Annotated in this window: 14 protein-coding genes; all 14 read left to right on the plus strand. The window is 42.4% G+C overall.

Translation table 11 applies throughout. The features are described 5' to 3' along the window. The first annotated feature begins 106 nt into the window (after positions 1-106). The 14 genes from CE058_RS22635 to CE058_RS22700 all read left to right on the plus strand — a co-directional run bounded on the left by CE058_RS22635 (position 107) and on the right by CE058_RS22700 (position 15,663). Entirely contained in the window at positions 107-859 is a 753-nt protein-coding gene (locus CE058_RS22635; protein ID WP_076255864.1) for a ClpP family protease, read from the plus strand. Beyond that, entirely contained in the window at positions 856-1,077 is a 222-nt protein-coding gene (locus CE058_RS22640) for a YlzJ-like family protein (RefSeq protein WP_009330685.1), read from the plus strand. The genes CE058_RS22635 and CE058_RS22640 overlap by 4 nt, the downstream gene beginning before the upstream one ends. A gap of 164 nt (positions 1,078-1,241) precedes the next feature. Next, positions 1,242-3,581, plus strand: coding sequence for a DNA translocase FtsK (locus CE058_RS22645; protein ID WP_163145116.1), 2,340 nt, complete (start codon positions 1,242-1,244; stop codon positions 3,579-3,581). A gap of 427 nt (positions 3,582-4,008) precedes the next feature. Further along, positions 4,009-4,734, plus strand: coding sequence for a GntR family transcriptional regulator (locus tag CE058_RS22650; RefSeq protein WP_048008972.1), 726 nt, complete (start codon positions 4,009-4,011; stop codon positions 4,732-4,734). Between the two features lie 71 nt (positions 4,735-4,805). Then, a complete protein-coding gene (locus tag CE058_RS22655; protein WP_048008971.1) occupies positions 4,806-5,912 on the plus strand; it encodes a BMP family lipoprotein in 1,107 nt (368 codons plus the stop codon). Between the two features lie 240 nt (positions 5,913-6,152). After that, positions 6,153-7,688 (plus strand): ABC transporter ATP-binding protein, encoded by a 1,536-nt coding sequence (locus CE058_RS22660; protein WP_048008970.1) that lies wholly within the window; start codon positions 6,153-6,155, stop codon positions 7,686-7,688. Continuing rightward, a complete protein-coding gene (locus tag CE058_RS22665; RefSeq protein ID WP_048008969.1) occupies positions 7,681-8,727 on the plus strand; it encodes an ABC transporter permease in 1,047 nt (348 codons plus the stop codon). Before CE058_RS22660 ends, CE058_RS22665 begins: the two co-directional genes overlap by 8 nt. Next, entirely contained in the window at positions 8,728-9,687 is a 960-nt protein-coding gene (locus tag CE058_RS22670; protein ID WP_009330679.1) for an ABC transporter permease, read from the plus strand. It abuts the gene before it with no gap. A 299-nt stretch (positions 9,688-9,986) separates the two neighbouring features. Beyond that, positions 9,987-11,267, plus strand: coding sequence for an EF-P 5-aminopentanol modification-associated protein YfmF (gene yfmF, locus CE058_RS22675; RefSeq protein ID WP_048008968.1), 1,281 nt, complete (start codon positions 9,987-9,989; stop codon positions 11,265-11,267). Next, positions 11,267-12,556, plus strand: coding sequence for an EF-P 5-aminopentanol modification-associated protein YfmH (gene yfmH, locus CE058_RS22680; RefSeq protein ID WP_163145117.1), 1,290 nt, complete (start codon positions 11,267-11,269; stop codon positions 12,554-12,556). Before yfmF ends, yfmH begins: the two co-directional genes overlap by 1 nt. 59 nt (positions 12,557-12,615) lie before the next feature. Continuing rightward, positions 12,616-13,338, plus strand: a complete 723-nt coding sequence (gene ymfI / locus CE058_RS22685) for an elongation factor P 5-aminopentanone reductase (protein WP_163145118.1) — start codon at positions 12,616-12,618, stop codon at positions 13,336-13,338. Between the two features lie 115 nt (positions 13,339-13,453). Further along, a complete protein-coding gene (locus CE058_RS22690) occupies positions 13,454-13,711 on the plus strand; it encodes a DUF3243 domain-containing protein (protein WP_163145119.1) in 258 nt (85 codons plus the stop codon). Positions 13,712-13,944: 233 nt separating this feature from the next. Next, complete coding sequence (locus tag CE058_RS22695) at positions 13,945-14,736, plus strand: YmfK family protein (RefSeq protein WP_163145120.1); 792 nt, start codon at positions 13,945-13,947, stop codon at positions 14,734-14,736. A gap of 21 nt (positions 14,737-14,757) precedes the next feature. Continuing rightward, the gene (locus tag CE058_RS22700; RefSeq protein ID WP_163145121.1) at positions 14,758-15,663 is read left to right on the plus strand and encodes a helix-turn-helix domain-containing protein; all 906 of its coding nucleotides are present in this window, start codon (positions 14,758-14,760) and stop codon (positions 15,661-15,663) included. Positions 15,664-15,865 lie beyond the last annotated feature (202 nt).

Below are 15,865 nucleotides of genomic sequence, written 5' to 3' on the forward strand. Positions count from 1 at the left end.
ATCGATTGCCGGGCTGTTTTTTGCTCTTGCCCTTCAGGCAATAATGCGCATGAAAAATGATCACGCGTTCATACTAACAATATATTGCTTGAAGGGAGAAATAAGGATGGAAAACGATTTGAAAAATACCCGCAATGAGGGCGGAGAAGGGCAAGAACAGCCGAAAGAGGATAAACCTTCTGCCCTTATGGAAAAAATTCAGCAGCTTGGACAAACAAATGTGCCGCAGCTGTCTCAGGATTCCAAAATTCACTGCTTGACCATTGTCGGACAGGTGGAAGGGCATCTTCAGCTTCCGCCGCAAAATAAGACAACAAAATATGAGCATTTAATCCCTCAGATTGTTGCGATTGAGCAAAACCCAAAAATAGAAGGTCTTCTGGTTATCTTGAATACTGTTGGCGGCGATGTGGAGGCCGGGCTGGCAATATCAGAAATGCTTGCCTCATTGTCTAAGCCAACAGTCTCCATTGTCCTTGGAGGCGGCCATTCCATTGGTGTTCCTATTGCGGTATCATGCGATTATTCCTTTATTGCAGAAACAGCTACGATGACCATCCACCCTATCAGACTGACCGGCCTGGTAATCGGTGTGCCGCAAACGTTTGAGTATATGGATAAAATGCAGGATCGGGTAATTAATTTTGTAACAAAGCATTCCAATATATCCGAACAGAAATTTAAAGACCTGATGTTTGATAAGGGCAACCTGACCAGGGATATAGGGACGAATGTGGTCGGCAGGGATGCTGTTGAATATGGACTGATTGATGAAGTAGGCGGGGTCGGGCCTGCGCTTGCAAAGCTGAATGAGCTGATTGATATGAATAAACCAAAAGAAGAAGTGATGGTCCAATGATCCTCTATACTATGATGCCGCAAGAACTCATTTACCAAAATGAACAGGACGATTTCGGCAAGCAGAAGATTGTCTCATATGAAGGAATCCCTCTCCTTGTTGAAATGAATGCAGGACAGGAATGCCGCATTTTAAGAATTATGAGCAGTGATCCTACCCATTATATGGATGAAAGGTACACTCCTGGATCCATGATCACTTTAACGCAGTTAAGCTGATAAAACCTTTCAAAAAACAACTTAATTTAGAATCGTTATGATATAATAAAAGTAACTTTAGAAGCAGCCAAAAAATGGCTGCTTCTTCTTTCATAACAGACATGATGTATTACATAATGGAATTTTGATGATGCTTTTAATAAGAACAATGATAAGGTGATAATATGGCCAAAAGAAAGAAAAGAAAGTCTAAAAAGAACGAAACATTGAAACGGACGATGAAATTTGAACTAATTGCCCTGATTCTGCTGGCACTTGCGGTAATATCAATTGCCAGGCTCGGAGCGGTCGGGAATGCAACGGTGCTTTTTTTCCGTTTCTTTATGGGAGAATGGTACATGCTCAGCCTGATTGGACTCGTAATCTTTTCAGGTTATCTGATGTGGAAGAGGGCACTCCCTTACCTGTTCCATACTAAATTAATCGGTATTTATCTTATCATCAGCTCCCTTCTGCTGTTGAGTCATGTAACTTTATTTCAGCTTCTCTCAAATGGAGGGAAGTTTGATGATCCGAGTGTAATAGCCAATACGTGGGAACTATTCCGGATGGAAGTCCGTGGAGAAACAAGCACAACCGATTTAGGCGGCGGAATGCTTGGGGCTATTTTTTTCGCCCTCTTTTATTATCTTTTTGATGAAGCAGGTTCAAAAATTGTAGCCTTTTTATTAATTATTATCGGTTTTGTTCTTATGACAGGAAAAACCTTCGGAGATGCTGCAGGGAAAATGATGGCCGCAATTCTTAATTTCTTCAAGAAACAATGGGCTGCTTTTATAGATGATATGAAAGAATGGAAACAAAAAGGCAGAGAAAGACGAGAAGAAAGGCAGTCAAGAAGAGAAGAAGAACAGCGCGCTCTTCAGTATGAAGAAGAACCTGAGACAGTGATAACGATCAATAATTCTTCTGAACCGGTATCTGAACCAACCCCCGAACCCATTATATCAAGCTTTGCCGAAAGAGCTTATCAGGAGGATCCCCGGGAAGCGGCTTCTGATCAGCCTCAGGAAACGGGAGTCACAGAGCCGGAGGATGAAAATGCGCCGCCTATCACGTTTACAGAAGTGGAAAACAAAGACTACGAGCTGCCTCCTATCAGGCTTTTAAAACTGCCCAGGCAAACTGATCAAAGCGGTGAGTATGAGCTAATCCACGCGAATGCTGCTAAGCTCGAAAGAACATTTCAGAGTTTTGGGGTAAAAGCAAGGGTGACACAGGTTCATTTAGGCCCGGCTGTTACCAAGTATGAGGTGCATCCTGATGTTGGGGTAAAGGTAAGCAAAATCGTTAGTCTGAATGATGATTTGGCACTGGCACTGGCAGCAAAGGATATCCGAATCGAAGCACCTATCCCGGGTAAATCGGCTATTGGAATAGAAGTCCCTAACTCTGAAGTGGCGATGGTTTCTCTAAGGGAAGTAATTGAATCCAAACAAAATGACAAGCCGGACTCCAAGCTTATGATCGGGCTTGGCCGTGATATAACCGGAGAAGCTGTCCTCGCAGAACTTAACAAAATGCCACATCTTCTTGTTGCAGGAGCGACAGGAAGCGGTAAGAGTGTTTGTATTAACGGAATCATTACCAGCATTTTGATGAGGGCAAAACCACATGAAGTAAAATTAATGATGATTGACCCTAAAATGGTGGAATTGAATGTTTACAATGGGGTGCCTCATTTACTGGCGCCGGTTGTGACAAATCCGAAGAAAGCTGCTCAGGCGCTGCAGAAAGTTGTAAGTGAGATGGAAAGGCGCTATGAGCTGTTCTCACATACTGGCACAAGGAATATCGAAGGCTACAATGAGTATGTAAAAAGGCATAATGCCGAAGAGGAAGCACAGCAGCCCCTCCTGCCGTATATTGTTGTTATAGTGGACGAGCTTGCAGACTTAATGATGGTGGCATCCTCCGATGTTGAAGACGCAATCACTCGCCTTGCGCAAATGGCACGGGCAGCAGGCATTCATTTAATCATCGCAACTCAGCGTCCGTCAGTGGATGTTATCACAGGTGTAATTAAAGCAAATATACCTTCAAGAATTGCGTTTGCTGTTTCATCAATGACAGATTCAAGGACCATCCTGGATATGGGTGGAGCGGAAAAACTTCTGGGAAGAGGAGATATGCTCTTCCTTCCTGTTGGTGCTTCAAAACCAGTCCGTGTACAGGGTGCCTTTCTGTCAGATGAAGAAGTTGAAGAAATAGTGGACTTCGTCATCGGCCAGCAGAAGGCACAATATCAGGAAGAAATGATTCCAGAGGATATCCCGGAAGCTGCAGGAGAAGTGGATGATGATCTTTATGAAGAAGCTGTTGAATTGATATTGGAAATGCAGACTGCTTCTGTATCCATGCTTCAGAGGAGATTCAGGATTGGCTATACCAGAGCGGCAAGGCTGATTGATGAAATGGAAGCAAGGGGGATTGTCGGACCATATGAAGGCAGCAAGCCAAGATCTGTGCTCCAGGGCAAGCCTTCGGAAGAAGCAAGTTCTTAAAATTAATAAGCATGACACATTTAAAAAATGGCCTGTCTGCGGACGGCCATTTTTTAATGTATCAGGAAGATATATGCGTAAAATAAGGACAATAAAAAAATACAGTTCAATATGCCATACTACTAAAAGCGCTTACATAAAATGAAAGAGGTATGGTACTTTCAACTCATTACAAAATTGGGTTTATAAACTGGTGCATTTTTAGCAGGAAACTTAAATGTAATCGTTTTCAAAGAAGTATTATACCAGAAAAAAAGAATTGGTACAGAAGGATTCACAAACATTTTTTTCTTTTCACCTTTTTTCGACAAATTGATAAATTTCTATTTCTTTATTGGGTAAAAAGTGTTATAGTATTTTCGATTAGTAGGAATGATTGAACATCAGAGGTCTGATGTCTTGAGAACTGAAGTTGGAGGAACCCTGCATGTCTATTAAGTCAGATAACCGGCATTTATATTTGCAAGTCATCGATCGATTAAAACAAGACATTGAAGATGGAGTGTATAAAGAAAAAGAAAAGCTTCCGTCCGAATTTGATCTTGCCAAACAGCTTGGTGTCAGCAGAGCCACACTGCGGGAGGCGCTGCGCATTCTTGAAGAAGAAAACGTCATCATCCGCCGTCACGGTGTAGGCACCTTTGTCAATGCAAAGCCGCTATTTACATCCGGCATCGAACAGCTTAATAGTGTCACAAACATGATTTTGCAGGCAGGGATGAAACCGGGAACTGTTTTCTTGAGTTCTGTAACTTTGGGACCGACTGAAGATGATATCCGCAGATTCTCATGTGCTTTAGACCAGGAAATTGCCGTGATTGAGCGGGTTAGAACAGCCAATGGTGAACCGGTCGTTTATTGTGTGGATAAAGTTCCTGAGAATATTCTTCCGGACACATTTTCCCACGAACAGGAGTCGATTCTTAAAATGCTTGAAGAAGAGGCAAACCGGAAAATCACTTATGCTGTTGCCCAAATAGAGCCTATTGGCTATCACGAAAAAATTTCCCCAATTCTGGAATGTGACCCGGAAACTGCACTGCTTGTATTAAAGCAGATGCATTTCGATGAAGCGGATACTCCGATTCTTTATTCGGTCAATTATTTTAGAGCTGATAAGTTCAGTTTTCATGTCCTCAGAAAGAGAATCTAGCTTTTGGGGATGCAAGAAAACACATCATTCATTCCGCTAATGCAAAAACAATTTCTTAGGGGGTACCAACCTTGAAAAAGCGTAAATTTGGATTGGCGCTATCTTTAGTTCTTGCTGCTGGAACAATTCTGGGTGCTTGCGGTAAAAGTGAAGAAAAAGGCGGAGAAACAGCTGGCGGAGACGATAAAGAAAAAGCATTCTCTGTAGCGATGGTAACAGATGTCGGCGGTGTAGATGATAAATCATTTAACCAATCTGCTTGGGAAGGTTTAAAAGCATTTGGTGACGAAAATGGACTTGAAAAAGGAAAAGGCGGATTTGACTATCTTCAATCACAGTCAGATGCTGACTATTCTACAAACCTTAATACATTAGCACGTCAGGACTTTGATCTTGTTTTTGGAATCGGTTTCTTAATGGAAGGTGCAATCAATGAGATTGCTCAGCAGCAAAAAGATTCTCATTTCGGCATCGTTGACGCGGTCGTAGATCAGCCGAACGTAGCAAGCATTATGTTTAAAGAGCAGGAAGCTGCATTCCTTGCAGGTGTTGCTGCAGCAAATGCAACTAAAGAAAACAAAATCGGTTTCATCGGCGGTATGGAAATTCCGGTTATCGAGCGTTTTGAGTCTGGATTCCTTGCTGGTGTTCAAGCGGTAAACCCTGATATTAAAGTAGAAGTTCAATATGCTGGAGCATTTGATAAAGCTGAATTAGGTCAGACAATTGCTTCTAAAATGTACTCTTCTGGCGTAGATGTAATCTTCCACGCTGCCGGCGGAACTGGAAACGGCCTTTTCAAGGAAGCTCGTGACCTTAAAAAGAAAGACCCGGCAAGAGAACTTTGGGCAATCGGTGTTGACTCAGATCAGACAGCTGAAGGTGTAGTAGAAATCGATGGCAAAGAGCACAATGTAATCCTTACATCTGCTCTTAAGCGTGTAGACAATGCTGTTAAGGACCTTTCTACAAAGGCTAAAGACGGCAGCTTCCCTGGTGGAGAAACAACTACTTACGGATTGGCTGAAGACGGTGTAGGCCTTGCTCCTATCAACCCGGAAGTATCTGCGAAAGCAGAAATCGAAGGTGCAGTTAAAGAATGGCAGGAAAAGATCAAGAATGGTGATCTGACTGTTCCATCTTCAAAAGATGAACTGGCTTCTTTCTCAGTTGAATAAATAATTTTAAGGAATAAGCAGGTTGCACTGCGGCCTCTTATTCCTTTTTTAAAAGTTTAATTGAAGGACAGAATAAAAGGACAGAATAAATTCTGTATTTCACTTAGATTTTTAATGAAATAATTCTAATTTCATATTACTTAGAAACTTGGCTTTATGGCCAGGTTTTTCTAAGAAATGCCAAGGTCTGACCTCTAACTACTAATGATTTCCTTATATTTTGAGCAAGGAGTGAAACAAATGGATTATGTTATTGAAATGCTCAACATTCGCAAGGAGTTTCCTGGAATCGTTGCAAATGATAATATCACGCTTCAGCTGAAACCAGGTGAAATTCATGCGCTGCTTGGCGAAAATGGTGCAGGCAAGTCAACGTTAATGAACGTCCTTTTTGGCCTGTATCAGCCTGAAAAGGGTGAAATCAAAGTTAAAGGAAAACCGGTGCGCATTACCGATCCTAATATAGCAAACGACTTGGGCATCGGGATGGTCCACCAGCATTTCATGCTTGTTGACCGTTTCACTGTCACTGAAAATATTATTCTGGGAAAAGAAACAACCAAAGGCGGAAAAATAGATATTAAAAAGGCTGAGAAGGAAGTCAGGGAGATTTCCGAGCGATATGGACTTGCGGTCGACCCTCAGGCGAAAATTTCCGATATTTCAGTAGGAATGCAGCAGCGAGTGGAGATCTTAAAGACTCTATATCGGGGCGCTGAAATCCTTATTTTTGATGAGCCTACTGCTGTTCTGACTCCGCAGGAAATTAAAGAGTTAATTCAGATTATGAAAACTTTAATTCAGGAAGGCAAATCTATTATTCTTATCACTCACAAGCTGAAGGAAATCATGGAAGTGTGTGATCGGGTAACGGTTATCCGCAAAGGAGTTGGAATCGGTACTGTTAATGTCACTGAAACGAACCCGAATGAACTTGCCAGCTTAATGGTGGGAAGGGAAGTCACTTTTAAAACGGATAAAACAGACTCGAAGCCGCAGGAGCAGGTGCTTGAGATTCATGACTTAAATGTGAAAGATTCACGGGGCCTTGGTGTTGTTAATAACCTTAACCTCAATGTACGGGCAGGTGAAATTGTCGGTATTGCCGGTGTAGACGGGAATGGACAGTCAGAATTAATTGAAGCGATCACTGGCTTAAGGAAGTCTGAAAGCGGTTCAATTAAATTGAATGGCAAAGAAATTGTGAATATGTCTCCTCGTAAAGTTACGGAGACTGGTGTAGGGCATATCCCACAGGACCGTCATAAGCATGGACTTGTCCTTGATTTTCCAATCGGAGAAAATATGGTTCTGCAAACCTATTACAAAGCGCCATTCTCAAAAAAAGGTGTTCTAAACTTTAAAGAAATATATAGTAAAGCAACAAAGCTGATTAAAGAATTTGACGTCAGAACCCCAAGTGAATATACACTTGCAAGGGCACTTTCCGGCGGTAACCAGCAGAAAGCCATAATCGGACGTGAAATTGACCGCAACCCGGATCTCCTGATCGCTGCTCAGCCGACACGGGGCCTGGATGTTGGAGCAATTGAATACATTCACAAGCGTCTGATTGAACAGCGTGACCAGGGGAAAGCAGTGCTGCTTATTTCATTCGAATTGGATGAAATTATGAATGTCAGCGACCGGATCGCTGTTATTTATGAGGGTGAAATTGTAGCAGTAGTTGACCCTAAACAAACAACTGAACAAGAATTAGGTTTATTGATGGCTGGTTCTAAACGGAAGGAAGCGGGTGGCGAAAACCATGTCTAATCGCATGAAGAACATTGTCGTACCTCTAGTTGCCGTTCTGCTCGGGGTATTAGTAGGTACAATCATTATGATAGCAACTGGTTATAATGCCGGATCTGCATTTATTGCATTATGGAACGGTGCTTTTGGTGAAATCTACTACACTGGTGAAGTAGTCAGACAGGTCACACCTTATATTCTGGCCGGTTTGGCAGTTGCATTTGCTTTCCGTACAGGCTTATTTAATATCGGTGTTGAAGGACAGCTGATCGTCGGATGGCTTGCAGCTGTTTGGGTAGGGGTTGCATTTGAACTTCCAAAATTCATTCATCTCCCGCTGGCGGTTCTCGCAGCAGCAGCGGCTGGCGCGCTTTGGGCATTCATACCGGGCCTTTTGAAAGCAAAGTTCAAAGTGCATGAAGTAATTGTCACGATCATGATGAACTATGTGGCCTTGCATGTAACCAACTATATTATCCGTACGGTTCTTTCAGAAAAAAGTGACCGGACCGAGATGATTGCAGAATCTGCATCATTGCGTTCTCCGTTTCTTGAGGGATTAACTGATTATTCTCGTCTGCATTGGGGAATTTTAATTGCTTTAGCATGTGTGTTTATTATGTGGTTCCTATTAGAAAAAACATCGAAGGGATACGAATTGCGCGCTGTAGGCTTTAACCAGCATGCATCTGAATATGCGGGCATGAGCGTAAGCAAAAATATCATTCTATCAATGGTCATCTCAGGAGCATTTGCAGGACTTGCCGGTGCGATGGAAGCATTGGGTACATTCGGCTATGCAGCCATTAAGGGTGGCTTTACCGGAGTAGGTTTTGACGGTATTGCGGTAGCACTCTTAGGCGGGAATGGGCCAATTGGAATTATTTTTGCAGCATTGCTATTCGGAAGCTTGAAGGTCGGCGCCTTAAACATGCCGCTTGAAGCTGGAGTTCCTAATGAACTTGTTGATATTATCATTGCACTTATCGTGTTCTTTGTTGCAGCAAGCTATATGATTCGCATCTTTATTGACCGTATCAGCAAAAAGGGGGTGAAGTAAGTGGGCTTAATGGAGATCTTATTAATTATTATTCCATCAACTTTGCTTTGGGCAGCCCCGCTTATTTTCACTGGATTGGGCGGAAACTTCTCAGAGAGCTCCGGTGTTGTAAATATTGGTTTAGAAGGCTTAATGGTAATTGGAGCATTCACTGCCATTGTTTTTAACCTTACGTTTGTTGATGTATTTGGCAGCATGACTCCGTGGGTTGCATTACTCGCAGCTATGGTTGTTGGAGCTCTATTATCCATCCTGCATGCCGTTGCATCTATTACGTTTAGAGCTGACCAGGTTGTGTCAGGGGTTGCGATTAACCTTCTGGCAATTGGTGCAGCACTGTTCCTGGTTAAATTCATTTATGGAAAAGGTCAGACAGATATCATTCAAAAAGGATTCAGCAAAGTGGATATTCCATTTTTGAGTGACATACCTGTTATCGGTAAATTGTTCTTCTCAAACACTTATTATACTTCATTCGCTGCCATTGCCGTTGCATTTCTAGCCTGGTTTGTGATGTTTAAGACTCCATTCGGGCTAAGGCTTCGGGCGGTTGGTGAACACCCAATGGCTGCGGATACAATGGGTATCAATGTAACAAGGATGAGATACATTGGGGTATTAATCTCAGGAGCCCTTGCAGGAATAGGCGGCGGCGTGTATGCACAATCGATTTCTTCAGACTTCGGGCATGCGACCATCAGCGGCCAGGGCTTTATGGCTCTGGCAGCACTGATCTTTGGTAAGTGGCATCCGCTTGGTGTTATGGGTGCGGCTTTGTTCTTCGGATTTGCACAAAGCTTGAGCATCATCGGCTCCAGCCTTCCATTCCTTGAGAATATTCCAAATGTCTATCTTCTCATTGCACCATATGTTTTAACGATTCTGGCATTAACGGGTTTCATCGGACGCGCGGATGCTCCAAAAGCATCTGGTACTCCTTATATAAAAGGAAAACGTTAACACAAATAGCCTCATTTCTTTTCGGAAATGGGGCTTTTTATTGTTCAGATTCTTATTGAAAACCATTTAGTCATCCCTAATTCAAGGACAAGCGGCTATCATTTATAAAAAATATATAAACCTTCCAATACAGCCAATAACTTGAAATAAAGAAATAGGGCAAGGTATAGTAAGAATATGATTTATTACAAAGGATATTATAGAAGATATCAGCAAAGTGTTTACATACAGGGGATGCTCCCTCTTTTTACTATTGACCGTACTTTGGACTCATCAATCTACTGACAGGAGGAAAAGACATGGCCGTAATCTCTGAATCCGTAAAAGCCATGAATGGCTATAAGCTTCACGTGGTTAAAACAGAGAAATATAAAACCAATACCCTGGTTTGGAAAATGAAAGCCCCGCTTGAAAAGAGTACAGTTACATTAAGATCCCTATTGCCTCATGTATTGCAGAGCAGCAGTTCGTCCTACCCTTCAACCGGAAAGCTGCGGGCTTACCTTGATGAATTATATGGTGCAACGCTTTTCGTCGATTTGGCGAAAAAGGGCGAGTATCATGTCATTACCATTTCAGTTGAAATCGCAAACGAAAAATTTCTTTCAGATCCAACTCCTCTTTTGAAAAAAGCGTTCCAGTTTTTAGCGGAAATCCTGACAAAGCCAAATGTGCATGAAGGCGCTTTTGACGAGGATACAGTTGAAAAAGAAAAAAGGACGCTTAAACAGCGAATTCAATCAGTTTACGATGATAAAATGCGCTATTCCAATTTCCGGCTTGTTCAGGAAATGTGCAAAGATGAGCCTTATGCACTGCATGTGCATGGCGAGAAAGATGATGTGGACAATATCACTCCTCAAAGACTTTATGAATATTATCAGCAGGCATTGGCGCAGGATGAGCTTGATTTATATGTTATAGGTGATGTGGAAGAGGCAGATGCCGAATCCTATGCAGGTGAGCTTTTAACTTTTGAAAAGAGATCACCTCAGACAGCGCCAGCATCCTCTGGTAGAACGAAGGAATCTGTAAACGAAGTCCGGGAAGAACAGGATGTGAAGCAGGGGAAACTCAATATCGGCTACCGGACAAATGTCGTGTACGGTGATCCGGAATATTATGCGCTTCAGGTATTCAATGGAATCTTCGGAGGTTTTTCTCATTCAAAACTGTTTTTGAATGTCCGGGAAAAAGCCAGTCTCGCATACTATGTAGCCAGCCGCCTGGAAAGCCATAAAGGGTTAATGATGGTGATGTCCGGAATCGATAACAGCAACTATGATCAGGCAGTGAGTATTATTAAAGAACAACTGGAAGCTATGAAGAATGGTGACTTTACAGAACAGGAAATGGAACAGACCAAAGCAGTCATAAAAAATCAGCTTCTGGAGACTGTTGATACAGCACGCGGAATTGTCGAAGTCCTTTACCATAATGTTGTGTCAGGAAAAGAAATTACCCTTCAAACCTGGATGGATGAAATGGATAAAGTAACAAAAGAGGAAATTGCCGCGACAGCCAAGAAGGTCAGTTTGGACACTGTGTATTTTCTGACAGGAAAGGAGGCGGGCAAGTAATGGATAAAATCACTTTTGACCAGCTTCAGGAAGAGCTGTATTATGAAAAACTTGAAAATGGGCTGGATGTATATATCTTGCCTAAAAAGGGATTTAACAAGACTTATGCCACTTTTACGACGAAATATGGTTCAATTGACAATCATTTCCTGCCTCCCGGAAAAGAAGAGTATGTAAAAGTTCCGGATGGGATTGCCCATTTTTTGGAGCATAAGCTTTTTGAGAAAGAAGACGGGGATGTGTTCCAGCAATTCAGCAAGCAGGGAGCATCAGCTAATGCTTTTACATCTTTCACCAGGACAGCTTATCTTTTTTCCAGCACGTCCAATGTAGAGATGAACCTTGAAACGCTGATTGATTTTGTGCAGGACCCTTATTTTACAGAAAAGACTGTTGAAAAAGAGAAAGGAATCATCGGACAGGAAATCACCATGTATGATGACAATCCTGACTGGCGCTTATATTTTGGCCTGATCGAAAATATGTTCAAAAACCATCCTGTTAAAATCGATATCGCAGGTACGATCGAATCCATTTCCGATATCACGAAAGATATGCTGTATGAATGCTATGAAACTTTCTACCACCCAAGCAATATGCTGCTGTTCATAGTCGGACCCGTTGATCCGGATCAGATTATGACTCAGGTGAGAGATAACCAAAGCAAGAAGGATTATAAAGAGATACCGGAAATCAAACGCCAATTCGAAGGAGAGCCTTCTGAAGCGGCCAAAAAGAAAAAAGTTCTTGAGATGAATGTCCAGACCTCAAAGTGCCTGGTCGGGATAAAGAGCAGTACTGCAAATCAGTCAGGCAAAGAAATGCTTAAAAATGAGCTTAGTCTGAATGTGCTGCTGGATATCTTGTTCGGTAAAAGCTCTGAGCATTACAGCACACTGTACAGTGAAGGATTAATTGATGACACATTCTCCTTTGATTATACACAGGAGCAGGGTTTTGGATTTGCCATGGTGGGCGGGGACACAAACGATCCTGACCGTTTGGCTGAAACACTGCAAAAGATGCTCCTGGATGCAAGGGAAAAGGGAGCTATTTCACAGGAAACACTTGATCGGACAAAAAAGAAGAAAATAGGTGCATTCCTGCGGGCTGTCAATTCACCGGAATATATCGCCAATCAATTTACCCGGTATGCTTTTAATGAAATGGATTTATTTGATGTTGTGCCGACCCTTGAAAGCATCACACTTGAGGATGTGGAAAAAGCGGCTGGTAATTTGATAAGTGAAGAACGTTTTACGGTTTGCCAGGTTGTCCCTAAGAAATAACAAGCAGTTTCAGCAGAGCGCCATTAAATGGCGCTTTGCTTTTTTCGGGAGGATATGAAATGAAGAAATTTGCATTAATAACTGGAGCGAGCGGAGGAATCGGCCAGGCAGTCAGCGTTAAACTGGCAGAAGAAGGCTATTCGCTTTATTTGCATTACAATCATAATCGGGAGGGAATTACCAGGCTTCTGGACCGCCTGCAAAAGTTTGGCGGAGAATATATTCCGATCCAGGCAGACTTGTCTGTACCAGGCGGGTATAAAAAAATTATTCCTGACATATTTTCACTTGATGCCATTATTCATAATAGCGGAACAGCTCAATATGGACTTCTTACTGAAATACAGCAAGCGGAAATGGAAGCTCTAATGAACCTCCATGTGACCTCGCCGCTTCTCCTGACGAAAGAGCTTTTGCCGAAACTTTTAACAAAGGGGGGCGGTAATATTATAGTCGTTTCTTCGATATGGGGCCAAACGGGTGCCGCTTGTGAAGTTGCATACTCGGCTGCAAAGGGTGCACAAATTGCTTTTGCAAAGGCTTTAAGCAAGGAGGTTGCCCTTAACGGGGTAAGGGTTAATGCTATTGCCCCGGGTGCCGTTGAGACGGCCATGCTAAAGGACTTTACAGAAGAAGAGCTTAATGCTGTGAAAAGTGAAATTCCTATGGGCAGGCTTGCCTTGCCGGCTGACATAGCCAACGCCATTTCCTTTCTTCTTTCGGAAAAGGCATCGTATATTACCGGGCAGGTTATGGCAGTGAATGGCGGCTGGTATACGTAACTGCCAATCGTTCAAAGAAGTGTCACATATTTTTTGAGTCATGTCTAAGTGCATGCATATTTTATTCAGCGCCTAAGCACAATATAATTGTACAACATTTAAAGGAGGCAAAATTATGTCTGTACTAGATAACTGGCAGCAATGGAAAGATTTCCTTGGCGATCGTCTTCACCAGGGAATGGATCAGGGAATGAATAAGGAAACAGTAACTGACCTTGCTTATCAAATCGGCGATTATTTAGCCAAGCAAGTGGAGCCAAAGAATGACCAGGAAAAAATCCTGGCTGATCTCTGGTCTGTAGCAAGTCCTGATGAGCAGCATGCCATAGCTAATATGATGGTAAAGCTTGTTCAGAACGACGGTACCCGCTAAGAAAAGAATAGTAACCAGCGAAAAGAGAGGGTTGCCTCTCTTTTCATTTTTCCCCCAAAACATTTCCTTCCCGCCCAAACGGGTTTTTCCTTTCATATTGGCAAAAAATCATATATTATAGAACCTAGATGAAAATTTAGGATAAGTTTAATAAAATTTTACATACCAAAATGAGTTGCATATACATATAAAATGCGCAAATATATGCGCATCATGCAGGAGGAGGTTTTCCGGTGAAGAAAACAGAATGGTATTTGGAATATGAAATCCAAAAGAATCGTCCCGGCTTGCTTGGTGACATTTCTTCCCTTCTGGGTATGCTTTCCATTAATATTGTCACGATCAATGGTGTCGATGAAGGCCGCAGAGGCTTGCTGATTTTGGCTAAAGACCATGAACAGATTGAACGCCTAAAGTCCATTCTTAATACGATGGACACGATTAAAGTGATTAAGCTCCGGGAGCCTAAGCTCCGGGACCGGCTGGCCGTGCGCCATGGAAGATATATACAAAGGGATGCCGATGATAAGAAAACGTTCAGGTTCGTCAGGGACGAGCTTGGGCTGTTGGTTGATTTCATGGCCGAATTATTTAAACAGGAAGGGCACAAGCTAATAGGGATCAGGGGAATGCCAAGGGTTGGAAAAACAGAATCCATAGTTGCTTCAAGTGTCTGTGCGAACAAACGCTGGCTATTTGTTTCATCCACGCTGCTAAAGCAGACGATACGAAATCAGCTGATTGAGGATGAATATAATGAAGACAATTTGTTCATAATAGACGGAATTGTCTCAACTAGACGTGCAAACGAACGGCACTGGCAGCTCGTCCGGGAAATTATGCGCCTCCCGGCAGTCAAGGTAGTAGAGCATCCCGATATTTTTGTGCAAAATACTGAATACTCTCTTAATGATTTTGATTATATTATTGAGCTTCGTCACGACCATGATGAAGAGATAACATATGATGTGGTAGAGAAGAACAATATGTTCTCTGAATCTGACTTTGGAGGCTTTGATTTTTAGTAAGTTGGAAGGTGTTGTAAATTGACAGAACTAGGCAATCGATTAAAAGAAGCGCGGCTGGCTAAAGATATGAGCCTTGACGATCTGCAGAAGGTCACAAAAATACAAAAACGCTATTTGGTGGGAATTGAAGAGGGCGATTATAGCATGATGCCCGGAAAGTTTTATGTCAGGGCATTTATTAAACAGTATGCTGAAGCGGTTGGAATTGAACCGGAAGAAATTTTCGAACAGTATAAAGATGATATTCCGGCACAGGTAAATGATGATATTCCGGAAAAGCTATCGCGCGTTCAGTCCAGGAAAGATCTTTCTGGCAGGACTTCAAAAGTATTTGATATTCTTCCAAAGGTTCTCATTGGCGTCTTCATTGTTGGTCTCATTGCAGTCCTATACAATTTTCTCGGGGCCAAAGATCAGGCGGATAATGAAGAGAAGCCCTCAGATCTGACTGATGAACAAACAGTTATAGAAGAGTCTGAAAACCTCGCCGAAAATAAAAAAGATGAACCAGCAGGAAAGAAAGAAGAATCTGCTGACAAAGATGCTGCTGAGGAAAATGACAAGGACCAGGAAGCCGAGGAAAAGCCAAAGCAGGAGGTTGCTGTTGTTCAATCCAGTGGAAATGGAACGGTTTATGAATTGAAAAATGCGGACAAGTTTGAACTGGAGGTTTTGTCTACAGGAGAAACTTGGGTGAATATTAAGAACGGCAAAGGGGATTCCCTCTTCCAGGGAATGCTGACTGCGGATGGCACGAAAAGCCAGAAGGTAGACTTTTCAAAGGAAACAGAAGCTTCCATTGTAGTCGGAAATTCGACTCAAACTGAAATCTATGTAAACGGCGAAAAAATTGAGTACAAAGTGCCGCCTTCACAATCCGTCAAGCAGGATATAACGATAAAGTACGCGCCGAAGACCGAATAGTCATCTTTAGATGACTATTTTCGCTTTTTATGTAAAAATTATCAGTAAAAGGATTGCAGCAAATGTCTTAGACTTTTTCTGCAAGAAGCTTCATTTATCGCAGTCTAACGGGCAGTAAGACCCCCGCTTCAAGACTCAGTGGAATCAAAGGGGGATAAATGGGGGTCAAACTGCCCGTAAAGGCCCGAAAAGAAGAACAAAG

Source organism: Bacillus sp. 22-7 (assembly GCF_010628845.1).
Lineage (GTDB): Bacteria > Bacillota > Bacilli > Bacillales > Cytobacillaceae > Cytobacillus > Cytobacillus firmus_B.